At 65.2% G+C, this 23,652-nt stretch carries 22 protein-coding genes; 13 read left to right on the top strand and 9 right to left on the bottom strand.

From position 1 onward, the window contains the following. The first annotated feature begins 31 nt into the window (after positions 1 to 31). The 3 genes from VGG47_RS11860 to VGG47_RS11850 all read left to right on the top strand — a co-directional run bounded on the left by VGG47_RS11860 (position 32) and on the right by VGG47_RS11850 (position 3,157). Complete coding sequence (locus VGG47_RS11860) at positions 32 to 1,513, top strand: efflux transporter outer membrane subunit (protein ID WP_331538766.1); 1,482 nt, start codon at positions 32 to 34, stop codon at positions 1,511 to 1,513. 290 nt (positions 1,514 to 1,803) lie between these two features. Further along, a complete protein-coding gene (locus VGG47_RS11855) occupies positions 1,804 to 2,010 on the top strand; it encodes a cold-shock protein (RefSeq protein ID WP_325395966.1) in 207 nt (68 codons plus the stop codon). Between the two features lie 232 nt (positions 2,011 to 2,242). Then, a complete protein-coding gene (locus VGG47_RS11850) occupies positions 2,243 to 3,157 on the top strand; it encodes a LysR family transcriptional regulator (RefSeq protein WP_331538762.1) in 915 nt (304 codons plus the stop codon). Between the two features lie 124 nt (positions 3,158 to 3,281). Here VGG47_RS11850 and VGG47_RS11845 read toward each other — a convergent pair whose 3' ends face one another. Next, on the bottom strand, positions 3,282 to 4,262 hold the full coding sequence (locus VGG47_RS11845) for a succinylglutamate desuccinylase/aspartoacylase domain-containing protein (protein ID WP_331538759.1): 981 nt from the start codon (positions 4,260 to 4,262) through the stop codon (positions 3,282 to 3,284). A gap of 102 nt (positions 4,263 to 4,364) precedes the next feature. On the opposite strand from VGG47_RS11845, the gene VGG47_RS11840 reads away from it, so the two are divergent. Together VGG47_RS11840 and VGG47_RS11835 are read left to right on the top strand one after the other, a co-directional pair. Continuing rightward, complete coding sequence (locus VGG47_RS11840) at positions 4,365 to 5,297, top strand: mitochondrial fission ELM1 family protein (protein WP_331538757.1); 933 nt, start codon at positions 4,365 to 4,367, stop codon at positions 5,295 to 5,297. Continuing rightward, positions 5,297 to 7,183 carry a hypothetical protein gene (locus VGG47_RS11835; protein WP_331538755.1) on the top strand — a complete coding sequence of 629 codons (1,887 nt, stop codon included), beginning with the start codon at positions 5,297 to 5,299 and terminating at the stop codon, positions 7,181 to 7,183. The genes VGG47_RS11840 and VGG47_RS11835 overlap by 1 nt, the downstream gene beginning before the upstream one ends. Before the next feature lie 76 nt (positions 7,184 to 7,259). Here the strand turns inward: VGG47_RS11835 and VGG47_RS11830 are convergent, their stop codons facing one another. From VGG47_RS11830 to VGG47_RS11820, 3 genes are read right to left on the bottom strand one after another with little or no spacing between them, the layout of a single operon-like run. Continuing rightward, a complete protein-coding gene (locus VGG47_RS11830; RefSeq protein ID WP_331538753.1) occupies positions 7,260 to 8,027 on the bottom strand; it encodes an arginyltransferase in 768 nt (255 codons plus the stop codon). Positions 8,028 to 8,061: 34 nt separating this feature from the next. Continuing rightward, a complete protein-coding gene (locus VGG47_RS11825; RefSeq protein ID WP_331538751.1) occupies positions 8,062 to 8,517 on the bottom strand; it encodes an RDD family protein in 456 nt (151 codons plus the stop codon). Continuing rightward, positions 8,486 to 9,589, bottom strand: coding sequence for a glycosyltransferase family 87 protein (locus tag VGG47_RS11820; protein WP_331538749.1), 1,104 nt, complete (start codon positions 9,587 to 9,589; stop codon positions 8,486 to 8,488). The genes VGG47_RS11825 and VGG47_RS11820 overlap by 32 nt, the downstream gene beginning before the upstream one ends. 270 nt (positions 9,590 to 9,859) lie before the next feature. On the opposite strand from VGG47_RS11820, the gene VGG47_RS11815 reads away from it, so the two are divergent. Continuing rightward, positions 9,860 to 10,711, top strand: a complete 852-nt coding sequence (locus VGG47_RS11815) for an alpha/beta fold hydrolase (RefSeq protein ID WP_331538747.1) — start codon at positions 9,860 to 9,862, stop codon at positions 10,709 to 10,711. A 39-nt stretch (positions 10,712 to 10,750) separates the two neighbouring features. Next, on the top strand, positions 10,751 to 11,629 hold the full coding sequence (locus VGG47_RS11810; protein ID WP_331538745.1) for a YihY/virulence factor BrkB family protein: 879 nt from the start codon (positions 10,751 to 10,753) through the stop codon (positions 11,627 to 11,629). 112 nt (positions 11,630 to 11,741) lie between these two features. Here VGG47_RS11810 and mntR read toward each other — a convergent pair whose 3' ends face one another. Beyond that, positions 11,742 to 12,191 carry a manganese-binding transcriptional regulator MntR gene (gene mntR, locus VGG47_RS11805; RefSeq protein ID WP_331538743.1) on the bottom strand — a complete coding sequence of 150 codons (450 nt, stop codon included), beginning with the start codon at positions 12,189 to 12,191 and terminating at the stop codon, positions 11,742 to 11,744. A gap of 545 nt (positions 12,192 to 12,736) precedes the next feature. Between mntR and hfq the strand changes: the two genes are divergently transcribed. Genes hfq through VGG47_RS11790 form a run of 3 tightly spaced genes read left to right on the top strand, consistent with a single transcriptional unit; the run spans position 12,737 to position 15,158 of the window. Continuing rightward, a complete protein-coding gene (gene hfq / locus VGG47_RS11800; protein ID WP_331538741.1) occupies positions 12,737 to 13,066 on the top strand; it encodes an RNA chaperone Hfq in 330 nt (109 codons plus the stop codon). Next, positions 13,063 to 14,343, top strand: coding sequence for a GTPase HflX (gene hflX, locus VGG47_RS11795; protein WP_331538778.1), 1,281 nt, complete (start codon positions 13,063 to 13,065; stop codon positions 14,341 to 14,343). The genes hfq and hflX overlap by 4 nt, the downstream gene beginning before the upstream one ends. Beyond that, positions 14,340 to 15,158 carry an inositol monophosphatase family protein gene (locus VGG47_RS11790; protein WP_331538739.1) on the top strand — a complete coding sequence of 273 codons (819 nt, stop codon included), beginning with the start codon at positions 14,340 to 14,342 and terminating at the stop codon, positions 15,156 to 15,158. Before hflX ends, VGG47_RS11790 begins: the two co-directional genes overlap by 4 nt. 146 nt (positions 15,159 to 15,304) lie before the next feature. Here the strand turns inward: VGG47_RS11790 and VGG47_RS11785 are convergent, their stop codons facing one another. From VGG47_RS11785 to VGG47_RS11775, 3 genes are read right to left on the bottom strand one after another with little or no spacing between them, the layout of a single operon-like run. Beyond that, the gene (locus VGG47_RS11785) at positions 15,305 to 15,904 is read right to left on the bottom strand and encodes a carbonic anhydrase (protein ID WP_331538737.1); all 600 of its coding nucleotides are present in this window, start codon (positions 15,902 to 15,904) and stop codon (positions 15,305 to 15,307) included. Continuing rightward, entirely contained in the window at positions 15,901 to 16,689 is a 789-nt protein-coding gene (mazG, locus tag VGG47_RS11780; protein ID WP_331538735.1) for a nucleoside triphosphate pyrophosphohydrolase, read from the bottom strand. Before mazG ends, VGG47_RS11785 begins: the two co-directional genes overlap by 4 nt. 39 nt (positions 16,690 to 16,728) lie before the next feature. After that, positions 16,729 to 17,166, bottom strand: a complete 438-nt coding sequence (locus tag VGG47_RS11775; protein WP_331538733.1) for an NUDIX hydrolase — start codon at positions 17,164 to 17,166, stop codon at positions 16,729 to 16,731. A gap of 111 nt (positions 17,167 to 17,277) precedes the next feature. On the opposite strand from VGG47_RS11775, the gene VGG47_RS11770 reads away from it, so the two are divergent. Continuing rightward, positions 17,278 to 17,472 (top strand): hypothetical protein, encoded by a 195-nt coding sequence (locus VGG47_RS11770; protein WP_331538732.1) that lies wholly within the window; start codon positions 17,278 to 17,280, stop codon positions 17,470 to 17,472. Positions 17,473 to 17,567: 95 nt separating this feature from the next. On the opposite strand, the gene recG is transcribed toward VGG47_RS11770, so the two are convergent. Then, positions 17,568 to 19,634: an ATP-dependent DNA helicase RecG gene (recG, locus tag VGG47_RS11765; RefSeq protein ID WP_331538730.1), complete on the bottom strand. Its 2,067-nt coding sequence runs from the start codon at positions 19,632 to 19,634 to the stop codon at positions 17,568 to 17,570. 29 nt (positions 19,635 to 19,663) lie between these two features. Here recG and VGG47_RS11760 point away from each other — a divergent pair, with 29 nt between their 5' ends. Together VGG47_RS11760 and mfd are read left to right on the top strand one after the other, a co-directional pair. Next, positions 19,664 to 19,948: a succinate dehydrogenase assembly factor 2 gene (locus VGG47_RS11760; RefSeq protein WP_408841975.1), complete on the top strand. Its 285-nt coding sequence runs from the start codon at positions 19,664 to 19,666 to the stop codon at positions 19,946 to 19,948. Next, the gene (mfd, locus tag VGG47_RS11755) at positions 19,945 to 23,373 is read left to right on the top strand and encodes a transcription-repair coupling factor (protein ID WP_331538728.1); all 3,429 of its coding nucleotides are present in this window, start codon (positions 19,945 to 19,947) and stop codon (positions 23,371 to 23,373) included. The genes VGG47_RS11760 and mfd overlap by 4 nt, the downstream gene beginning before the upstream one ends. Positions 23,374 to 23,652 lie beyond the last annotated feature (279 nt).

Here is a 23,652-nt window from a genome sequence, read left to right as displayed (position 1 = left end):
CCCAAGCCATTCCAGGATCCAGGCATTGCATTTGTATAAACCGTTTCGCCGCGCGCTGCCCGCGCTTGGCCTCTTCGCTTTGTCCGGCTGCATGGTGGGGCCGAACTACCACCGCCCGAAACTCGTGGTGCCCGCCGGCTACAAGGAGGCGGCCGGCTGGCTGCCGGCGCAACCCGCCGCCGCGGCGGGCCCCAAAGGCGCGTGGTGGACTGCCTTCGGCGACCCGCTGCTGGACCAGATGGAACGGCAGGTGGTGGTGAACAACGCCACCGTCGCCGCCGATTATTACGCCTACCAGGAAGCGACTCAGATCGTGCAGGAGACGCGCGGCGGGCTGTTCCCGACCGTTGGCCTTTCCGGCAGCGCCACGCGCAGCGGCGAGGGCAGCGGCAACAGCGGCGTGAGCAGCACCAGAACGGGCAACGGTTTTTCCGTCGGTCCAAGCACCTCGGGCAATTTCGAGGGGACTGTCGATTGGACGCCGGACATCTGGGGCACGATCCGGCGTGAGGTGCAGAGCAACGTCTCCGCCGCCCAGGTGAGCGCCGCCGACCTCGCCAATGCAACCTTGAGCGAGCAGGGGCTGCTGGCCGCCGATTATGTCGATCTGCGCGCCTCCGATGCGCTGATCGCTTTATTGAAGGCGACCGTTGTCGCGGACCAGCAGGCGCTGCAGATCACCATCAACCAGTACAATGCCGGCACCGTGCCGCCGTCCGATGTGATCACCGCGCGCACCCAGCTCGAGGGCGCGCAGGCGCAACTGATCAATGCCGGCGTGGCGCGGGCGCAATTTGAGCACGCCATCGCCGTGTTGCTGGGCCGCGCGCCGGCGGATCTCACCATCCCGTCGGGAAGCCTGATCGCCACGGTGCCGGTGCCGCCGCCCGGCCTGCCGAGCACGCTGCTGCAGCGCCGCCCCGACATCGCCGCCGCCGAGCGCAGCATGGCCGAGGCCAATGCCGGAGTCGGTGTCGCGGTCGGCGCGTATTACCCCAATCTCAGCCTGTCGGCGCTGGGCGGCTATGCCGCCGACCCGATCGGCGGGCTGTTCTCGGTCTCCAACAGCCTGTGGTCGCTGGGGGCGAGCCTGTCGGGGACGTTGTTCGAGGGCGGCACGCGCAGCGCCAGCGTCGCCGCGGCGCGCGATTTCTACGACGAGACGGTACAAACCTACCGGCAGACCGTGCTCAGCGCCTTCCAGGATGTGGAGAACGATCTTTCCAGCCTGCGCATCCTGGCGCAGCAGGCGACGGTGGAAGCCGCGGCAGTGGCCGACGCGCAGAAGGCGCTGCAGATTTCCTTGAACGAATACCAGGCAGGCACCGTGACCTACACCACGGTGGTGACGGCGCAGCTGACCCTGCTCGGCGATCAGGAGCAGGCGCTGACGGTGCAGCAGGACCGACTGCTGGCCAGCGTGTCGCTGTTCCAGGATCTTGGCGGCGGCTTTCAGGCCTCCGATCTGCCCAGTGCCGCGCAATTGCAGGCCAAGCTGCCTTTCGCGCCGTAGCGCTTGAACAGAAGGAAAGGCTTCTTTTTGTGAACAAAAAGAAGCAAAAAAACTTTGCGACTTTCGGCCATGGGGGTTTCAGCGCCCCCGGCCGGTTTTTTCAAAAGGTAGCTGCTTCCTTCCCGACGCTTCATTTGTCGCCGCCGTGAATCTGTCCTACAACAACCTTACGGCGCTTTTCCGTTCTTGTTTTGGCGTGCTTACTGCTTTCGCGGCCCAGCCTCCTGACAAACGATCGAAAGAGTTTTGGGTCCGCATGTTGCGGATTGCTGTTTGCGAGGAGATGCGACATGGCATCAGGTACAGTGAAGTGGTTTAATGCGACTAAGGGCTATGGCTTCATCCAGCCCGACGACGGGTCCAAGGATGTGTTCGTGCACATTTCCGCCGTGCAGCGCGCCAATCTAAGCACGCTGAACGAGGGCCAGAAGGTCCGCTATGAGACGCAGGCTGGTCATCAGGGCAAGGTTTCTGCGGAGAACCTGCAGGTCGGCTAAACCCGATTTGTTTGGCTAAAATGAAAAGGCGGCGCCACAAAGCGCCGCCTTTTTCATGTTCGCGATCCGGCTTTTCAGGGAGAAGGCAGCCGCTTTTTGAAGAAAGCGGCGCAAAAACTTCTTTTATGCTGGGCCATGGGCGTCGTCGGCGCCACCGCCCATGGCCCAGATTAATAAAGTTTTTTTGCTACTTTTTGTTCACAAAAAGTAGTCCTGATCTTGCGGGTATTTGATGAACTTACGGTCTTTCGATCTGAATCTTCTGACGGTGTTCGATGCGTTGTTCGAAACGCGCAGCGTGACCCGCGCCTCGACGCAGCTGAACGTGGCGCAGCCGGCGCTCAGCCATGCGTTGAAGCGGCTGCGCCTGGCTCTCCACGATGAGCTGTTCATCCGCACCGCGCAGGGCATGGTGCCGACGCCGCGCGCCAAACTGCTGGCCGGGCCGGTGCGCGAGGCGCTGCACAGCCTGGAGGTGGCGATCGACGGCGGCAAGGCGTTCGATCCCGCCGCGCACACGCAGCGCTTTGAAATCGTGATGAACAACTGGGCGGCGCTGACGCTGGCGACGCCGCTGGCCGCCGCCTGCCGCGCCGAGGCGCCGGGGATTGTTCTCGATATCCGCCCGGTGGGACGGCAGAATATCGGCGATCTTCTGGATCGCGGGGGGCTGGATTTCGCGGTGACCAACACGCCGCTCGCCGGGCGGTTCATGGCGACCGAACTGGCCCAGGATTCCTATGTCGTGGTGGCGCGGCGCGGCCATCCGGCAGGCGCGGAACCGGTGATCTCGGCCGCGAGCCTCGCGGCGTTTCCACATCTGGTGCTGAGTTCGACCGGCGAGGATGACAGCTTTCTCGATGGATGGCTCTCCGTTGGCGGGCTCGAAAGGCAGATCGGCATGCGCGCGCCACTGCTTTCTGCGCCCTCTGTGCTGCGCCAGACGGACATGGTTGCGGTGTTGAGCCGGCGCGCCGCCACCGAATTCTGCGCCACCGCGGATCTCGCGCTGATCGAATTGCCCTTTGTCACGCCGGCGCTTCGGCATTGGATCACCTGGCACCGACGCTCCGACCCGGACCCGGCGCGGCGCTGGCTGTGCCAAAGATTGAGCGCGTTGGCGGAAAGGGAAGCGGTCGCTTTTTAAAAAAAGCGGCGCAAAAATTTTTGTTGTGCTGGGTCATGGGCGTTGTCGCCGACACCGCCCATGACCCAGATTCATAAAGTTTTTTTGCTACTTTTTGTTCACAAAAAGTAGTCTTCTCTTCGCTTTAAACCAACCGCGCCAGGCGGATGGCGGTATGGCCACGGCTGGCGCGCAGGCTTGGCATCACCAGCAGGCAGTCATCATGCGGGGTGCGGATCTCCTTATCGCCGTCATGGGCGATCAAGGTGTTCGCGGTGCGGATGATCTCGCCACCGCGATACTCATGGGTAAACACGAAGCGGTTGGTGCGCGCGGTGACCGCGCAGGTGACCTCGGCGAAGACCGGCGTGCGTGGCGGCGGCGGGCAGGGGGCGATCATCTCGGCATAGCTGAGCAGAGCCTGGACCGTGGCATGGGTTTGCGCGATGCTGACGGGTTCCCAATGCTGCCCGGCTTCCACCAGAATGCCCGCGGCCGGTGTACTGGCCGTGAAGCGGCCGTAATCGATCAGTCTCTTGCCGCCGGCATGGCCATGATCGGCGATCACCACCTGCGGCGTGGCCAGCGCCAGCGCCACGCTCCGCCCGCGCGCGGTCGGGCCGCACAGCAATAGCGGGTCGGAGGGCCAGAGCATCGAATGCAGGTCCAGCAACAGGTCCGCCGTGTCGATGATCGGCCGCATCTCCCGCGCCCGGTCCAGCTCCAACGAACGGCGCACGCCGGACAGCTGCGCCTCGTCCCAGACCCGGTTCATGTCTTCTTCAACAAAGCGCGAGGGAAGGGGGTTGGCAGGGTCGAAGCGGGCGAAGGCGTCGATATTCGCGAACCCCATGGTGACGCGCCCGCGCAGCGGTACAAAATCCCGCCGCAGCAATTCAGCGATGACGATGGCCCCGGCGAGCTCGTTGCCGTGGATCAGCGAGACCAGCACAACATGCGGCCCGGGCCTGCCGGAATCGCGCGTGGTAAAGCCGGGTATGCCGGTATTGCCCGCAAGGAACGGGGCGAGATCCGGCGCCGCCGTATAGACCGGAAATTCCGGCAAATCGGCGGGCAGCTTGTGCTCAGCTCGGTCGGCATCCGCCGGCGGTGGCCTTGACAACATGGGGGCAGTGTAACCGGGTTGTGACGAGGCGCAATCGGGCAAACGAAGCTGACGCGGCGGCCGGGATTGACGGGGCGGAAGCCACACAGCAAAGCCGCCGGCATGAAGACGCGGATAATATGTAGCGATCTGGCGGGCCTGCGGGCTCAGGCGCTGGGTCTGGCGGAGGCGGCGGAGCTGACACCCGAGCTGCAGAACCTGAAATTTCGTTGGCCGTGGGACAAAATTTCCCCCGGTCTGTGGCCGAGTGCGCGCTGGGCGGTGGAGGACGCCGCCTTCGCCGAGCCGCTGCCGCGCGTGGTGATGGGTGCGGGCGGCGCCGGGGCGCGGGTCGCCGCGGCGTTGCGGCGGCCGGGCGTGAAGGCGGTGGCGATCCAGCATCCGCGCATGGCGTTGGACAAGTTCGATCTGGTCATGGCGGCGCGGCATGACGGCATCAGCGGCGACAATGTGGTGGTGACGCGCACCGCCCTGCATCGCGTCACGCCGGCGCGGCTGGCCGCCGAGGCCGCCGTCTGGGCGCCGTTTTTCGCGCCGTTCGGCCGGAAGCTGGTGGCGGTGCTGCTCGGCGGCAGCAATGGCCGCTACCGTTTCGAGGCTGCCCAGGCGCGCGAACTCGCCGCGCATTTTGCCGGCATGATGCAGCGCGACCGCGTCGGGCTCGTGGTCACGCCGTCGCGCCGGACGGACCCCGAAGTCGTCAAAATCTTCAAGGAGGCGCTGGCGCCGCGCGGGGCCTGGATCTGGGACGGCACCGGAGACAACCCGTATTTCGGCATGCTGGCCTGTGCCGACGCCATCATCGTCACCGCGGATTCGGTCTCCATGGTGTCGGAGGCTGTGGCGACATCCGCGCCCGTTCTGCTCGTGCGTTTGCCCGGTAAATCCGCGCGGATCGGGGCTTTCATGGATGAGCTGGTGGCTGACGGGCGGGCACGCGATTTTGCCGGAAATCTGCAGTTGTGGGATACGGGGCCGGTGGACGACACCGCAATGGCGGCCGCCGAGCTGCGCCGCCGCTTGGGATTGGATTAATGCTGGATATTGAAACGTTCGACAATCTGCGTGGCGGCAACGTCGCGTATAAGGCCCTGGCGCACCCGCTGGCGGCCGAACGCCTGGCCGCTCTGGCCGCACAGGCCGGGTCTGTGGCGATCTTCGACCCTGACGGCATCGCCGGGCCGCTTTTGGCTCTCTGCCCTGATTTCGACGTCGAGGGCGTCTATGTGCAGGACACGCTGGCGCTGGGCAAAATGCGGGGCGGACATGCCGCCCGGTCGCTCACCGAGCTTGCTCACGCGAATGTGAAAAGCGTGCTGATCACCGCGTTCGACGGCCAGCGCACCGCTCGGCTTCTCGCCGCCTTCGCGCCGAAGGGGGCGGAAATCCTCACGCTGGATGGCGCGCGCCTGCCGGAAGCGATGCTCACCAACAAGACCCGCTATCTGGAATCGGTGAATTTCGCGACGAATTTCGTGTTCTTCCGCGATGACGGACATTTCGCCACGCGGCTGACGACCGCGAATTACTGGTCGGGCTATGGCGCCAAGGCCGTGCGCTTCTTCCATCGCCTCTATGACGGCACGGGCGCCGTGCTGACGGAGTGGGAAGACGAGGCTCCGACCGGCCCCGGCGGCTATGTGCTGGACAGCACGGTGATCCGCCGCCGCTTTGGCCTCGGGCCCTTCGCCGGGCAGCTGTTCATCCATGCCATGGGAGTGGCCGGGCATGACGTGGTGAAATACGCGCTGGACACCTACGCCACCGATAACGGTTCGTCGCTCTCCTGCACGCATGACGCCAATGCCTGGCCGTCCGATCGCTTCGCCGGACTGCCGGCGCCACGCGCCGATGAGCGGGTGATTCTCTGGGTGCAGAACAGCCACGCCGTGCCGATCCCGGCCGGGGCGATGGCGCTGGACCGCATGGGGGAAGAAGCCCCGGTGGCGATCGATGTGGAGATCGCCCCGTTTGCCAGCCACCCGCTCGACGTCGCGGATTATTTCCCCGGCCTGCACTGGCCGGCGCAGATCGAGCTGCGCGCCGGGCGCCACGTGGTGCGGCCGCGCTACGAGGTGGTGCGCGGCGGACGCACGCGCATCGCGCATATCAATGTCGAGCGCGGCGACCTGAAGGACGATCCGGGCATCAAGACGCTGCACGAATCCATGGGCCGTGGTTTCCTGCTCCCGTTCCCCGTGCTGCCGCGGACCCGCTTCAAGACCATCGTGCAGCCGACGCCGATGGCGATCTCGGAGCAGAACCTGCCGCTGCGCCTGGACGTGTTCGCCGCCGACGGCAAGCTGCTGCTGCAGCGTTTCCTCGGCAAGCTGCCGCGCCGGCACGACCTGGCGCTGGATCTGGATGACGTTCTGGAACCGGACGCACTGCCCGATGGCGGCCATGCCGAGCTGGTCTATGATTTCCGCGAGGGCGGCGAGGCGAACGGCTGGATGCACGCGCTGTTCCGCTTCGAGGACCGCCACAGCGGCCACGCCGCCGAGAGCAGCTTTGGCGCGCATATCTTCAACACCATCATGACCTACAAGAACGAGCCGCAGAGCTACAGCGGCAAGCCGCCGGGGCTCTCCACGCGCTTGTTCTTGAAGCTGGGCTTTGGTGGGCGTGAGAGCTTCTGCGTGTTGCTCTACCCGGCTTCCGGCCCTTGGGCGCCGCATTCCGAGACGGCGCTGGAACTCTTCGATGCGAACGGCGCGCTGATCGACACGGCAAGCCTCTCAATCGCCTGCTCCGGCTCGGCGATCGTGTTCCCATCACGCTATTTCACGGCTGAAAAGCTGCGGGAAGCGGGCGAGACCGGCTATGTGCTGATCCGTGACACCACGTGCCGCCTGTTCGGCTTCCACGGCGTGGAAGACAACGCCGGCGGTTTCTCGTTCGACCACATGTTCGGGTTTTAGGAAGGATCTGGGCCATGGGCGTCGTCGCCGACAACGCCCATGGCCCAGCATAACAAAAATTTTTGCGCCGCTTTTTTTAAAAAGCGGCTTCTTTCTTCGCTTCTTGCTTCACGGCTTCCTGATGTTCGACCAGCGGCAGCCACTGCCCGCCACGGAGAATTTCGCTGGGCTTGAACTTGGCCTTGTAGGCCATCTTGCGGCTCTCCTCGACCCAGTAGCCGAGATAGACGTGCGGCAGGTCGAGTTCGGTGGCGTGGTCGATCAGCCAGAGGACCGCATAGGTGCCGAGCGAGCGCTGGTCCATTTCGGTCGAGAAGAAACTGTAGACGGCCGAGAGCCCATCGCCGAGGCGGTCGGTCAGGCAGCCGCCGACCAGCGTGCCGTCGGGCAGGCGGAATTCCACGACCGAGGTTTCGATCGGCGTGTCTTCGATCATCGCGCGGTAGTCGTAGAAGCTCATCGTCGCCATGTCGCCGTCGCCATGGCGATCGCGCTGGTAGCGCTGGAACAGCTGGAACTGCTCGGCGGTGGCGCGTGGCGGCATTTCCTGCACCAGCAGGTCCTGGTTGGCTTTGGCGACGCGTTTTTGGGTGCGGCTGGGCTGAAAATCCCGGGCGCGGATGCGGATCGGCACGCAGGCGGTGCAAGCGGGGCAGACCGGTGCGTAGGCGATGTTGTGGCTGCGCCGGAACCCGCCCCGGGAGAGGCGGTCGTGCAGGCTCTCGGCCGAGACCCCCACCAGCTCCGTGACCACCTTGCGCTCGGTGCGGCCGGCCAGATAGGGGCAGGGCAAAGGCGCTGTGGTGTAGAAAAAGTGCGGGCGGCGTGCGGGCTTGAAGCTCATTGTCTCGACATGTTTGGCTGATCAGGCTGGGGCGTCAATAATTGTTTTGCGGCGATCGTACGACGACCAGCCCTGTCAGCAGGTCATGGGCGGCGCGGTGGCGCGGCGTCACCAGCGCCAGCAGGAACGGCACGCAGGCGAGGGCGAAGCTGATCCAGAGCAGCAGCGTCCAGACCAGGGCCTGCGGCATGTTGGGGGGCGAGAGATCGGCATCCTGGCGGACGGTGAGGCCGAACAGGCGCTGGCCCGGCGTCGCCCCGACAGAGCCGATGAACAGGGTGAAATAGACCAGCGGCAGCCAGGGCAGGATATGGAACGCCATCCAGCCGAGGCCGAGCGTGAGCACCCCGAACACGGCAATGCCGAGTGCCCCGGCCCAGCCGGCGACGCCGATCAGCAGGCAATCGGCGATGAGGGCGAGCACGCGGCGGGTGATCACGCCGCGGGTTATAAGCCAGTCAGGATCGGAGGGATACAGCATTTGGCTCATCGCTTAACAATGCGCCGCCGGAGCGGCCAAAGGCAAGCGCGATGATAAGGGCGAAGAGCAGGGTTTCCGGGATGGCGTAGAGGAACCAGTGATGCGCAGGGGTGAGCAGCAGCAGGGGCGCGGCATAGACGAGGCCGCCGAGCAGGATCTGCCAGAGCTTCGAGGTGGCGCCCAGGCACAGCCCCATGGCGGCGATGAGCGGGATGCTGTCATAGGCGTAGGCATGGGGCACGGCGAGAAACATCCCGGCCAGCAGGACCGCGACGGCGTGCTGGTTGGAGGCGTGCCGCGCGGCAAGCCAGACCAGCACGGCGATGGTGAGGCCGTAGAGCGCCTGCACCGCCCAGGCGATTCCCGGGGCCAGCCCAAGCGTGATCAAGTTTGCAGCCGGGGTGATGACGATGTTGAGATTCAAGCCGGTGCCGGAAAAATACGAGGCCTGATAGGCCGGCAGGGTGTGGAACCACAGACCCCAGAGGGACGGCGGAAAAGCCAGGCAGGAAGCCACGATCAGGCCCACCGCCGTCGCCACGGCGGCGCCGATCACCGTCCAATCCCGCTGGGCGATCAGAAAGATCGGCAGCAGCACGCCGAGTTGCGGCTTCAGCGTCAGCAGCCCGAAAGCGATGCCGGCCAGGATCGGACGTCCTGGCCGCGCGGCGAGGCCGAGGAGCAGAAGACCGGAGGTGAAATAGGCGGTCTCTCCGGTCACCAGATTGAGCAGCGAGGCGGGGCTGACCAGCAGCGCCAGCAGCACCAGCCGGCGGCGGCAGAAGGCCAGCCCGGCGGCCAGGAAGAAGGCCAGCCCCGCCAGGCTCCAGAGGAGCTGCGCCGTCGCGAAACCGCAGAAGCGCAGCCACCAGGTCACCAGCAGCAAGGTCGGCGGGTACAGATAGGGGTAGAAGCTATGAAAACCGGGATACAGGCTCTGCTGGAAAACCTGCAGCTGCGCGGCGTTGTAGATGTCCCTCACCGGATGCGCGGCGGCGAAGCGCGGATATGACCAGAAGGCCATGAAATCGCTGTTCAGGGCCGGGCGGGTGGCCGCGATGACGAGCAGCACCGCCACCATGAACGCACCGCAGCCGCCGATGAGGAGAGAAACGGTTAGATTAAGCGCAGAGAAAGACTTCTTTTTGTGAACAAAAAGAAGCAAAAAAACTTTTTGAATCTGGGCCATGGGCGTCGTCGCTGACAAAGCCTCAGGCCCAGCATAATAAAAGTTTTTGCGCCGCTTTTTTCAAAAAGCGGCTTCTTTGCTTATCTGATGCGCGCAATTCATGCTCTAAACCATACCTAAGCATAGAGAGGCGGTCGATGGCCGCATGAGGAAAGGACCAGCATGGCGCGCGCGAACACCGTCACCTATCTCCTTGGCACCAAATTCCACAAAATGGCCTATGTCGAGTTCGGCAATCCGGCGGCGCCGGCCGTGCTGTGCGTGCATGGGCTGACCCGCACCGGGCGTGATTTCGATCCGCTGGCGGAGGCGCTGTCCGACCGTTTCCATGTGATCTGCCCGGATCTGCCGGGGCGCGGCAAGTCCGAGTGGCTCGGCGAGGCGATCGCCTATCAGCCGCCGAGCTATGTGGTGGCGCTGGCGCATCTGCTCGCCGCCCTGAACAAGCCGGTGGCCTGGATCGGCACGTCGCTCGGCGGCATTTGCGGCATGATGACCGCCGCGGCGCAGAACGCGCCGGTGACGAAACTGGTGCTGAACGATGTCGGCCCGCATATCCCGGCCGCGGCGCTGAAGCGGATCCGCGACTATATGGTCGGCGCGCCGGAGCGCTTCGTCTCGATGCGCGCGCTGGAGGCGCATCTGCGCGAGATCCACGCGCCGTTCGGCAAGCTCAGCGATGCCGAATGGGCCTTGCTGGCGTGCTATTCCGGGCGCCGCGTGCTGGATGCGAACCAGGAAGGGGCGTTTGTCATGCATTACGACCCGAAAATCATTGAACCGATGCGCGCCACGGAGCCTCAGGATGCCGATCTCTGGCAGGTATGGGAGAAGATCAAGGTGCCGGTGCTGGCGATTCGCGGCGCCGAGAGCGATCTGCTGCTGCCCGAGACGTTCGAGCGCATGAAGAAGGAAGGGGCTAAAACCCATACCGTGCCGCAGGCCGGGCATGCCCCGGCGCTGATGGACGCCCCCACGATCGCCGTGATCCGGGAGTTTTTGCTCCAGGGGTAAAGGGATAAGGCCGCTTCACGCTTCGATGGAGGGGGACGCATGATCGCCCAGTTGCTGAGGCGGAGCAAAATCCCGTTGATGAGACGTGCGGTGATCAAGGCGGGGCGGGCCACCAGCTCGCAGGGTGTGTCCCTGGCCGCCGCCGGTTGCGCCTTCTACGCGACGCTGGCGCTGTTTCCTTCCATCACCATGCTGATCTCGCTCTATGGCCTGGCCTACGATCCGGACACGGTGCAGCCGCAGCTGCATTATCTGCGCAGTTTCATGCCGCCGGCGGCCTTCACGCTGATTTCCGAGCGAATCCAGAGTGTCGTGTCGCAGCCGGCGCGAGGGCTTGGCATCAGTTTCCTGATCAGCCTCGCGCTGTCGCTATGGTCGTCCTCGACCGGCACCAAATCCGTGCTCAACGCCCTGTCGCTGGCCTATAATCAGGAGGAGACGCGCGGGATCATCAGATTCCAGCTGGTGGCGCTGGGCATGACGCTGATCGCGGTCATCGGCGCGTCTTTGGCGATCGGCGTGCTGGTGCTCATCCCCATCGTCATCGCCCGCGTCGGCCTCTCCGGCTATGCGCAGATCCTGGTGGCACTGCCCAGCTTCGTGGTGATGGTCGTTTTCGTGATCGTGGCGCTGGGTCTGCTGTACCGATTCGGCCCGGCCGGGACCGGCCGCATCTTCTATGCCCCCGGCGCTGGACTCGCGACCTTCATCTGGCTGCTCGGCTCCTGGGCGTTCGGCCTCTATGTCGGGCAATTCGCCGCTTACAGTGCGACCTACGGCCCGCTTTCGACCCTGATCGGGCTGATGATGTGGTTCTACCTGAGCGCTTATGTCGTGCTGTTCGGCGCCGAGGTGAACGCGGCGCTCGATGAGGAATGGGCGCGGGAACAAGGAGAAAAGAAAGCAGCCGCTTTTTGAAAAAAGCGGCGCAAAAATTTTTGTTATGCTGGGCCCGTGGCCGCGAAACCAGCACGGCCCAAAGGCGCAAAAAACTACTTTTTGTTCACAAAAAGTGGTCCTTCCTTATTTTTTATTCCCTGGACTTCAGGAAGGCGGCGAAGGCCCGCAAGGTGGCCGGGGAAATATGGTGCTCGATGCCCTCGGCGTCCTGTTCCGCGGCTTCTTGCGGCACGCCGATGGCGGTGAGCACGGCGACCACCAGGCGGTGCCTTGTGCGCACCTTGTGCGCCAGGGCGTCACCGGCCGGGGTGAGAAACACGCCGCGATAGGGCAGGGAGGTGGCCAACCCTTCGCGCTTCAGCCGGCCGATCGTCTTGATGGCGGTGGCGTGGCTGACGCCGAGCCGGCGGGCGATGTCGGTGGGCCGCGCTTCGCCGTCGGCGGCGAGCAGGTCGGCGATTAATTCCGCGTAATCCTCCAGCAGCGCCTGGCTCTGCGCGGCGCGCGTCTTGCCGAAGCGCTTCGCCTGAGTCGGCTCGGCGGGCATGGTTGCGGGTTTTGAGGAAGGCGGCAGCGGCACGCGAAATATCTCCGGAAAACATCGGTTTGTGACCGAAAAACACGCTTCGCGCAAGGTTGCGAAGAGTGTAGCCGAGGCCACATCTTGGAGCGACAGGCACACCCCCGAGTCGCGGAGAGCGGCACGAACATGGCGGCGTGGACTGAGATTTATCCGGCGCGGCCGTGCCAGCCTGAAATTCACCCCGGGTACACCGATCAGCCTGCCGGCGGGCGTGTTGTTGTGCTTGCGTAACATCCTTTTGTGGCGCGGGCATTGATGATAGTCTGCGCGTGGCGGTCACTGGCGAGCGCGCCGCACGAATGGGCGCGGCCAGGGCTGTGACGGCGTTGACCCAGGCTCGCGATTTCGCGTGATCGGCTCGTTTCTCTGCAAGCCTGTCCTGCATCGCCAGCGGGCCTATAACCCGTTGCCGCGATGCACAAAATAGCTATAGGAAGAACTTCGGTAACGCGCGCCACGCACGTGCCGAAAAACTTAAGCTTTTAGGATCTGTGAACTCACTCATCGTCAAAATGACGACAAAAAAATAAAGGATACCCGCCGTGGCCAATGAAAAATCCCAGAATGTGCAGGATGTGTTTCTTAACCATGTCCGCAAGAGCAAAACGCCGGTGACGGTGTTTCTTGTGAATGGTGTGAAACTGCAGGGCGTCATTACCTGGTTTGACAACTTCTCGGTTCTGCTGCGCCGTGATGGACACACGCAGCTCGTCTATAAGCACGCCATCAGCACCGTGATGCCGGGCGCGCCGATCATGCTGTTCGACGCGACCAAGGCGGAAGGCGCCGCACCGCAGGCGGAAGGCAGCAGCACGCTGAAGCTTTCCCGGGCCGAGCCCGATTATGGCCAGGATCAGGATATCGAGGGCTGAAAGACACAGCACCGCCGCCCAACCGGGCGGCCATCCTGCTTCCCTGGGATAAGTCCGCGGCCCGGATCGGGACGGCTTCGCGTTCGAGCGAGGCGCGCCTGGCCGAGGCTGTGGGCCTTGCCGCGTCCATTGGGCTGGTGGTGGTGCACGAAGCCGTGTTCGTCAGCCGCGCCGTCATGCCCGCGACCCTGTTCGGCAAAGGCCAGGTGGAGATGGCGGGGGCCGCGTTGCGCGCCGCCGACGTCAGCGTGGTGGTGGTGGATGCGGCCCTCACCCCGGTGCAACAGCGCAACCTGGAAACGGCCTGGGGCGCCAAGGTCATCGACCGCACTGGGCTGATCCTCGACATTTTCGGCGCCAGGGCACGCACCCGCGAGGGCGCGCTGCAGGTCGAACTCGCGCATCTGGAATATCAACGCTCGCGCCTGGTCCGGTCCTGGACCCATCTTGAGCGCCAGCGCGGCGGCTTCGGCTTCCTCGGCGGCCCAGGCGAGACGCAGATCGAGGCGGACCGCCGCCTGATCGGCGACCGCATCACGCGGCTGCGCCTGGAGCTCGAGGACGTGCGCCGCACCCGCGGCCTGCATCGCGGCGCGCGCAAGCGCGTGCCCTACCCGGTGGTGGCGCTGGTCGGCTATACCAATGCCGGAAAATCCACGCTGTTCAACGCGCTCACCGGCGCGACCGTGACCGCCGAGGACCAGCTTTTCGCGACGCTGGACCCGACCATGCGCGGTTTGCAGCTCCCTTCCGGGCGCAACATCATCCTCTCCGACACGGTGGGGTTCATCTCCGATCTGCCGACCGAACTTGTCGCCGCCTTCCGCGCCACGCTGGAAGAGGTCGCCGAGGCCGATATCCTGCTCCATGTGCGCGATGTGGCGCACCCTGACACCGGAGCGCAGGCGACCGATGTGCGGGGCGTGCTGAACCGCATGGCCAAAGAGGGCACGCTGGACGAAGCTTGGGCGGAGCGCACGCTGGAAGTGCTGAACAAGGCCGATCTGCTGGGTGGGGTCGCCGGCGTCGTGCAGGGCGAGGCCATCGCCGTCTCGGCGCTGACCGGCGAGGGGCTGGACCGGCTGCTGGCGGCGATCGACGAACGCCTGGCCGAGCGCATGGAAATCCTGGCGGTGGAAATCCCGGTCACTGACGGCGCCCGGCTGGCCTGGGCCTACCGCCATGGCGAGGTGCTGCGGCGCGAGGACAGCGACACCCATGTGCGGCTGCAATTGCGCTTAAGCGCCGCCGACAAAGCGAGGTTCGAACAGCTATGACAGAGCAGGAAATCGCAGCGGTCATCGCCTTGTTGCGCAGCGTGGCGCAGACCGAGATCATGCCGCGCTTCCGCAAGCTCGGCGCCGCGGACATACGCACCAAATCGGGGCCGCTGGACCCGGTGACGGTGGCCGACGAGGCGGCGGAGCGGGCGCTGACCGCCGGGTTCAAGAGGCTGTTTCCCGGCGATGACGTACTGGGCGAGGAGGCCGCATCCGCCGATCCGGACCTGTTGCAGAGGCTCAAGGCGCCTGGCCGGGTCTGGGTGATCGACCCGATCGACGGCACGGCGAACTACGCCGCCGAATTGCCGCTGTTCGGCGTGATGGCGGCGCTGGTCGAGGCGGACAAGGTTCTGGCCGGTTTCATCTACGATCCGCTCGGCGACGACACCGCGGTGGCGCTCGCCGGCTCTGGCGCCTGGATGGTGGCCGGCAACGGCGCGCGCCGCCGCCTGCATGTCGCCGCACCGGTCCCGGTGGAGCAGATGGTGGGTTCGCTCTCCTGGCGCTATTTCAACGAGCCGCTGCGCAGCCACGTGCTGAGCCGGCTGGACCGCCTGGCGCAGGTGACGGACTATCGCTGCGCCGCGCACCAGTACCGCATGCTCGCCGCCGGGCATTGCCATGTGCAGATGTTCCGCAAGCTGATGCCCTGGGACCACGCGGCGGGTGTTCTGCTGCACAAGGAAGCCGGCGGCTATGGAAGGCACTTCGACGGTTCCGAATACGCGCCGTCGAACATTCTTGGCGGGCTGCTGATGGCCCCCGACGCGGCGAGCTGGGAAGCGTTCGCCGAGGCGATTTTGCGTTAGAAAAAAGAAGGCCTACTTTTTGTGAACAAAAAGTAGCAAAAAAACTTTATGAATCTGGGTCATGGGTTTTGTCGGCGACAACGCCCATGACCCAGCATAACAAAAATTTTTGCGCGGCTTTTTTTAAAAAGCGGCCGCTTTCTTTCTTACGCCACCATCTCCACGCGTCCGGTCTGCACATTGAAATGCATACCCGTCAGCGTCAGGCTTCCTTCCTCCACACGGCTGCGGATCCAGGGGAAGGTCATCAGATTGGCCAGGGAGACGCGGATTGATTCGTGCTCGCAGCGGCCACAGAGCGTGTCGAAATCCGTGCTGTCGGCGTCCGGCGCGTCGCAGACCCGTTTGCGGGCCTCGCCGGCAATCGCCATCCAGGAGGCGATGAAGTCGTTATGGTCGCCGCCTGGCCCCTGCATCAGCGCGCGGATGCCGCCGCAGCGGCTATGGCCAAGCACGACGACGGTGCCGACATTCAGCGCCGTGACGGCAAATTCCAGTGCCGCCGAGGTGCCGTGATTCGCCGCGTCCGGCGCGTAAGGCGGAACCAGGTTGCTGACATTGCGCGCGACGAAAATTTCCCCCGGCGCGCAGTCGAAGATCACCTCCGGTGCGACGCGGGAATCGGCGCAGGCGATCACCATGGCGGAAGGCGACTGGCCTTCCCGCGCCAGGATGGAAAAGCGTTTCTGGTGGCGTCGCCAATAACCTTTGCGGAAGCGGGCGTGGCCTTCGAGCAGCGTGTTCATAGTCCGCTCCGCTTCGCCGCATTCCACAATTGGTCCATTTCCTCCAGGCTGGAATCGCGCGGCGTCTTGCCGGCGGCGGCAAGAGACGCCTCGATATGGCCGAAGCGGCGGATGAATTTCGCGTTGGCGCCGTCGAGGCAGGTTTCCGCGTCTAACCCAAGTTTGCGGGCGAGGTTGGCGAGCACGAACAGCATGTCGCCCAGCTCGTCCTGCAGCCGCGCGGCATTAGCACCCGGCAATTCGGCGCGCAGCTCGGCGGTTTCCTCTTCCAGCTTGTCCAGCACGGCGTTGGCATCGGGCCAGTCGAATTTCACCCTTGCGGCGCGGGAGGTGAGTTTGTGCGCGCGGCGCAAAGCGGGCAGGGCGCCGGCCACGCCATCCAGCACGCCGGTCTCGGCGCGGGCTTGACGCTCCTGGGCCTTTTGCGCCTCCCAGGCGGCGGTCTGCGCGCCGGCATCGCGCGCGGCTGCGTCACCGAACACGTGCGGGTGCCGGCGCACCATCTTGTCGGTGATGCCTTGCGCGACATCGTTGAAGTTGAACCAGCCTTGCTCTTCCGCCAGCCGTGCGTGGTAGACCACCTGGAACAGCAGGTCGCCCAGTTCGTCCTTCAGCTGCGCCGGATCGTTCGCGGCGATCGCGGATTGCACCTCATAGGCTTCCTCGATCGTGTAGGGGGCGATGCTGGCAAAATCCTGTTCACGGTCCCAGGGGCAGCCGGAGACCGGGTCACGCAGTGCCGCCATGACGTCGACGAGGGCGGAAATGGGTGGTTTTGTGCTCATGCCCAGGCTTGTACGGGGCGTCGGCACAAATGAACAGTTTTACGCGCCGGAGAGCTTTTCAAAAGTCCGGGCAATCACCTCGCGCGCCACCGGCCAGAGCTTGTAGGCGTCGAAATCTTCCGGCCGCACCCAGGCGAGTTCCGTGACGTCGTCGCCAGCGAGCGCCTCGCCGGATTCGTAACGCCCGCCGAAATCGAGGATGGTGTAGTGGAACTCGATCCGCCCCGAGGCATCGCGATGAATGGAATCGACATGGGCGATGAGGGTAAGCGGGCCGACGGTGATGCCTGTCTCCTCCAACAGCTCACGCCGGGCGCAGGCTTCCGCGGTCTCGCCCAGTTCCTGCCTTCCGCCGGGCAGCGACCAGGCGCCCTTGGCCGGCGCCTTGCCGCGCCGGACCAGGAGAACTTCCGGTCCGCGCAGCACGACGATGCCGATGCCGACCTGCGGCGCGCTGGGGTAGTTTGGCTCGGCCATGCTGTGCTCCGAAGGGAAAAAGGAAGACCACTTACAGTTGTAAAATCTAACTTTGGCGTTATGTTTCGTACAGGTTTATCAATTACATAGCACCCTGACGGAGATGAGATCATGAATATCGGCGCAAGCCTGAGCAGTGCCATCGCGGAACTTGGCTCGCAGACGGCGTCACCCGTCGCGCCCGATTCGGCCGCGGCGGCGTCGGTGTCGTCCGCGTCATCCCTCATGATGAAAGTCGCCGATGAGGCGGTGGTGGAGGACACCGGTCTGGGCAACGCCACCGGTTTGGTCAACGCCTGGGCCTAAGGGCGTTATGCCATGGGCGTTGTCGGCGACAACGCCCATGGCCCAGCATAACAAAAATTTTTGCGCCGCTTTTTTAAAAAAGCGGCTGCTTTCTTCTACCCCGACCGCACCGTGAGAATTGCCTCGCGCTGGTCGAACAGATTCAGCAACACGCGCAGTGCCTGGCCGCGCGGGCTTTCCAGTTTCGGGTCGCGTTGCAGCAGCAACACCGCGTCCTGCCGCGCCATCGCCAGCAGCTCTTCGTGCTGTTCCGGATCGGCCAGTCGGTAGCCGGGCAGCCCCGATTGCCGGCGCCCCAGAAAATCCCCTGAACCGCGCAGGCGAAAATCCTCGTCGGCGATGCGGAAACCGTCCTCGGTCTGGCGCAGCAGCGTGAGGCGTTTGCGTGCGGTCTCACCGATCTTGTCGTCATGCAGGAGCAGGCAAAAACTTTTCGCGGCCCCACGCCCCACGCGGCCGCGCAGCTGGTGCAACTGCGCCAGGCCGAAGCGCTCGGCATGTTCGATGACCATGACATTCGCTTCCGGCACGTCCACGCCGACCTCGATCACCGTGGTGGCGACGAGAATTTTCGCGTTGCCGGCGGCAAAGTCGGCGAGTGCCTGGTCGCGCACCGCCGCGTCCTGCTGGCCATGCGCCAGCGTCACCTGCGCGCCGAAGCGCGCCTGCAATTCGCGGAAGCGCACCTCCGTCGCGGTGATGTCCATCACCTCGGATTCCGTCACCAGCGGGCACACCCAGTACACACGCCCGCCGGCGGCGATGGCGCGGGCGATGGCGGCGAGGATGGCCTCCAGCTCGCCGAGCTTGTGCACGGTGGTGACGATCGGCTCCCGCCCGGCGGGTTTTTCGCCGATGCGGCTCAGCTCCATCTCTGCCCAATGGGTGAGCAGCAGCGTGCGGGGGATCGGCGTTGCGGTCATCACCAGCAGGTCGGTCGCTTCGCCCTTGGCGCCAAGGGCGAGGCGCTGATCGACGCCGAAGCGATGCTGCTCGTCGATCACCGCTAAAGCGAGGTCGGAAAATTCCACATGTTTCTGAAAGATCGCGTGCGTACCGATGACGATCGGCAGCGTGCCGTCGGCGAGGGATTTCAGGATGGCCGTCCTGGCCTTGCCCTTGACCCCGCCGGTGAGCAACGCCACGGGCACCGGAGAGAGTTTCTCGAAGGTCGCGAAATGCTGCTTGGCGAGGATTTCCGTCGGCGCCATCAGCGCGCCTTGCGCGCCCGCCTCTACCGCGCGCAGCAAAGCGAGCAGCGCCACCAGGGTTTTTCCGGAGCCGACATCGCCCTGCAGCAGGCGCAGCATGCGGTGGGGGGCTGCGAGGTCGGCGTCGATTTCCGCCAGCGCCTGCGCTTGTGCCGCGGTGGGCGTATGGCCGAAACGCTTCAGCGCCGCGGTGCGTAACCTGCCGTCGCCGTGCAGGGACCGGCCCGGCAGTTTTTTCCGCCGCGAGCGCACGATCGCGAAGGCCACCTGCCGCGCCAGCAGCTCGTCATAGGCCAGGCGCTCGGCCGGTTTGTCGTCCGGAATTTGCGCTGGTGCATGCAGGGCGCGCAGGGCGGCGGAGAAACTAGGCCAGGCGCGGCGGTCGAGAATGGTTCGATCATGCCACTCGTCAAAATCCGGCAGCCTTGTGAGTGCCCCCAGCGCGGCGCGGCGCATGATGCGCGGCACGACGCCTGCCGCGAGCGGCCAGACGGGCTCGATCCAGGGAAAATTTTGCGCCTGCGCCTGGGACATCACATGGTCGGGATGGGGCATCACCAGCCGGTCGGAAAACGCCTCCAGTTTGCCGGAGACCAGCAGCTTCGCGCCCACCGGAAACTGCGACAGCCGGGCCGCGTGAAACAGCACGATGTCGGCGAAGCCCGTGCCGTCGCCGATGACAACGCGGTGCGGCTGGCTCTTCTTGGCCGGGGCCTCGTGGCTGATCACTTCCACCCGCAGAGTCGCGATCATGCCGGGCCGCGCCTCGCGCAATGTCGGGCTGGCCCGGCGGTCGAGAAAATCCCCGGGGAGGTGGAACAGCACGTCGCGCACCGTGTCGCCGCCGACCAGCTTGGCCATGAGGGTGGAAAGACGATCGCCGAGACCGGGCAGGGTATTGAGCGGCGCGCGCAGGGGGGTGAGAATCTCGGGAGACACGGGCTGACTCATGGCGAAACGCGCCTTATATCGCAACCCGCATGACAATGTCCGAATCTCCCGACCCGTCGCCCCTGGACCCACGCCGCCGCCGCGTGGTGTTCCGCGCCCAGCATCGCGGCACCTATGAGAACGATCTTCTGATCGGGGATTTTGTGAAAGAGCGAATCGCCACCATGTCTGAGGCTGAGCTGGATGAGATCGAGGAGGTGATGGAATTTCCCGACGCTGAGCTCGCGGACTGGCTGACCGGGCGCAAGCCGATTCCCGCCCATGCCGACAGCCCGATGCTGCGGCGCATCAGAGACGCGGCGCTCAACCGATGATCCCCGTTTATGGCGTTCCCGAAGGTGTGGATGCCCTTGCGCTGGTGCGGCGCTGGGCGGAGCAGGATCAGCCGGTGCTACACATCGCCCGCGACGACACGCGCCTGGCCGGGTTGCAGGAGGCGATCGGCTTTTTCGGCCCGGAAATCGAGGTCATCAGCTTTCCCGCCTGGGACTGCCTGCCTTACGACCGCGTTTCCCCCAACGGCGCCATCGTCGCCGAGCGCATCGCCGCACTGAGTCGCCTGCAGGCCGAGCCGGGGCGCAAGCGCATCGTGCTCACCACCATCAACGCGGCGCTGCAGCGGGTCGCCCCGCGCGCAGCGTTGCAGGGGGCGGGCATGCGGCTCGCCGTAGGCGATAGCGTCGCCCCTGAGGACATCGCGGCGTTTCTTGATGCCGACGGCTACCGGCGCACCGGCACGGTGATGGATGCCGGCGAATACGCGCTGCGCGGCGGCATCATCGACGTGTTCCCCGCCGGCGAGGCGGCCCCGGTGCGCATCGACCTGTTCGGCGACACCATCGAGAGCATCCGCCGCTTCGACCCGGAAACGCAGCGCAGCGGCGAGGCCACCTCCTCGCTGGATTTCCACCCGGCCTCGGAAATCGCCTTCGACCAGGCCTCCGTCGCCCGCTTCCGCAGCGCCTGGCGCGAGATTTTCGGCCAGAAGGCGGTGGAAGACCCGCTCTATGAGGCGGTGAGCGAAGGCCGGCGCCATGCCGGGCTGGAACATTACGCGCCGCTCTTCTCGGCTGAGATGGAGACGATCTTCGACTACGTGCCGAACGCCTCGGTCAGCCTGGACCATCAGGTGGAAGAGGCGGTGGAAGCGCGGCTGGAGTTGATCGCCGACCATTACGCCGAGCGCCGTGGTGCTGCCCGCGCCGGCGAGCAGCCCTATCGGCCGATCGCGCCGGAGCTTCTGTATCTCGACCAGGCCGCCTGGTCCGATTTTCTGATCCGCCGCCCGTGCTTTGCTTTCAGCCCGTTTGGGAAGCCGGATGGCGCTGAGGGCGTGGAGTACGAGGGCCGCCCCGGCCCGATTCTGGCCGGCCAGAACATCGCGGCTTTCGAGGTCTTCGCCGAACTGCGGAGCAAATGGGCCTCTGCCGGGCGCAGCATCGTGCTGGCGGCCTGGAGCACCGGGTCACGCGAGCGCCTGACGCTGATGCTGCGCGAGCACGACATCCGCGACGTGCGCGCCATCGCTTCCGCCGACGAGGCCCGAGCCTTGCCCAAAGGCACGGTCGGCCTGGCGGTGCTGGGCATCGAGCGCGGCTTCCTCACCGACCGGCTGGCGCTGGTGGCCGAGCAGGACCTGCTGGGCAGCCGCATCGCCCGGCCGCCGAAGCGGCGTAAGCGCGCCGACCAGTTCATCGCCGACGCCACCGAGATCGCCGCCGGTGATCTGGTGGTGCACCAGGATCACGGCATCGGCCGCTATGACGGGCTGGAGACGGTGACCGTGAACGGCGCTGCGCATGACTGCCTGCGCCTGCTCTACGATGGCGGCGACAAATTGTTTCTCCCGGTGGAGAATATCGACCTGCTGTCGCGCTTCGGCCAGGAAACCGACGGCGTTTCACTGGACAAATTGGGCGGCGCTTCGTGGCAGGCGCGCAAGGCCAAGGCGAAGAACCGCATCCAGGACATGGCGGCGGGGCTGATCCGCCTGGCCGCCGAGCGGCAGACGCATGAGGCGGCGCTGATTACCCCGGATGACGGCGCCTTCGCCGAATTCTGCGCGCGCTTCCCCTATACCGAGACCGAGGACCAGGCGAAGGCGATCGCCGACGTGCTGGAGGATTTCGCCGCCGGCAAGCCGATGGACCGGCTGGTCTGCGGCGATGTCGGCTTCGGCAAGACCGAGGTCGCGCTGCGCGCCGCCTTCGTCGCGGCGATGGCGGGCTCGCAGGTCGCCGTGGTGGTGCCCACAACGCTGCTCGCGCGCCAGCATTTCCGCGCCTTTTCGGCGCGCTTCGAAGGGCTGCCGATCAAGATCGCGCAGCTCTCGCGCATGGTCACCGCCAAGGAAGCGACAGCGACGCGCGCCGGGCTCGCCGACGGCACCATCTCCATCGTCATCGGCACGCACGCGGTGATGGCCAAGGCGGTGAGCTTCGTCGATCTTGGCCTGGTGGTCGTCGATGAGGAACAGCATTTTGGTGTGGCCCATAAGGAGCGGCTGAAGCAGCTGAAGGCCGACGTGCACGTGCTGACGCTGACCGCCACGCCGATTCCGCGCACCTTGCAGCTGGCTTTGACCGGGGTGCGCGACCTCTCGCTCATCACCACCCCGCCGGTCGACCGCCTGGCGGTGCGCACCTTCATCATGCCGTTCGACAGCCTGGTGATCAAAGAGGCGATCGCCCGCGAGAAATTCCGCGGCGGGCAGATTTTCTGCGTGGTGCCGCGCGTCGAGGACCTCGAGCCGATGGCGGCGCGGCTGCGCGAAATCGTGCCGGACATCCGCACGGTGATGGCGCATGGCCGCCTGGCCCCGACCGAGCTGGAACGGGTGATGACCGAGTTCGGCGAGGGCAAATACGACATCCTGCTCGCCACCAACATCGTCGAGAGCGGGCTCGACATGCCGGCGGTGAACACGCTGATCATCTACCGCGCCGACATGTTCGGCCTGGCGGGGCTCTACCAGCTGCGCGGCCGCGTCGGCCGCGGCAAGCAGCGCGGCTATGCCTATCTCACCTGGCCGGCGCATCACGTGCTCTCGGCCGCGGCGACCAAGCGGCTGGAGGTGATGCAGACACTGGACACGCTGGGCGCCGGCTTCACGCTCGCCTCGCACGACCTCGACCTGCGCGGCGCCGGCAACCTGCTGGGCGACGAGCAGTCCGGGCATATCCGCGAAGTGGGCATCGAGCTCTACCAGCAGATGCTGGAGGACGCGGTGAACGCGATCCGCGCCGAGGGCAGCAAGAGCAAAAAGGCGGCGGAGCGCGATTGGACGCCGAACATCAATCTCGGCCTGCCGGTGCTGATCCCCGACACCTATGTCAGCGACCTGCCGGTGCGACTCGGCCTCTACCGGCGGATGAGTGCGCTCGCCTCGGATGCCGAGAGCGAGGCACTGGCAGTGGAATTGGGCGACCGCTTCGGCAAGCTGCCCGCCGAGGTCGAGAACCTGCTGGAGACGGTGGCCTTGAAGCGCGCCTGCCGCGAGGCCGGCGTGGAAAAACTCGATGCCGGGCCGAAGGGCATGGTGATCGCCTTCCGCAAGAACGAGTTCAACAACCCGTCCGGGCTGCTGAACTGGATCGCCTCACGCGGCGGCACGCTGAAGGTGCGGCCGGACCAGAAGCTGGTGGTGGCGCGGGACATGGACGTGTCGGCGCGCGTCGGCATCGCCCGGGACGTGCTGCGCAACCTGGTGAAGCTCGCGAACCTGCAGGAAGCGGCTTGAAAGAAAGCAGCCGCTTTTTAAAAAAGCGGCGCAAAAAGTTTTGTTATGCTGGGCCATGGGCGTTGTCAGCGACACAGCCCATGGCCCAGAGTCATAAAGTTTTTTTGCTACTTTTGTTCACAAAAAATAGTCCTTCTCCTTATACCAACGGCGGCAGTTTTTGACTCGTGTGGGATTCCCAATATCCGCATGATGTGATTCGCTCCTCTCTCATCGGTTCGGGGGGTGGCATGGCCGTTTCAATTACGCGGATGGAGTTGGATGCCTCGGGACTGCGCC

The sequence above is a fragment of the Acidocella sp. genome, from assembly GCF_036489515.1.
Lineage (GTDB): Bacteria > Pseudomonadota > Alphaproteobacteria > Acetobacterales > Acetobacteraceae > Acidocella.
This window is presented reverse-complemented; position numbering and strand designations above follow the sequence as displayed.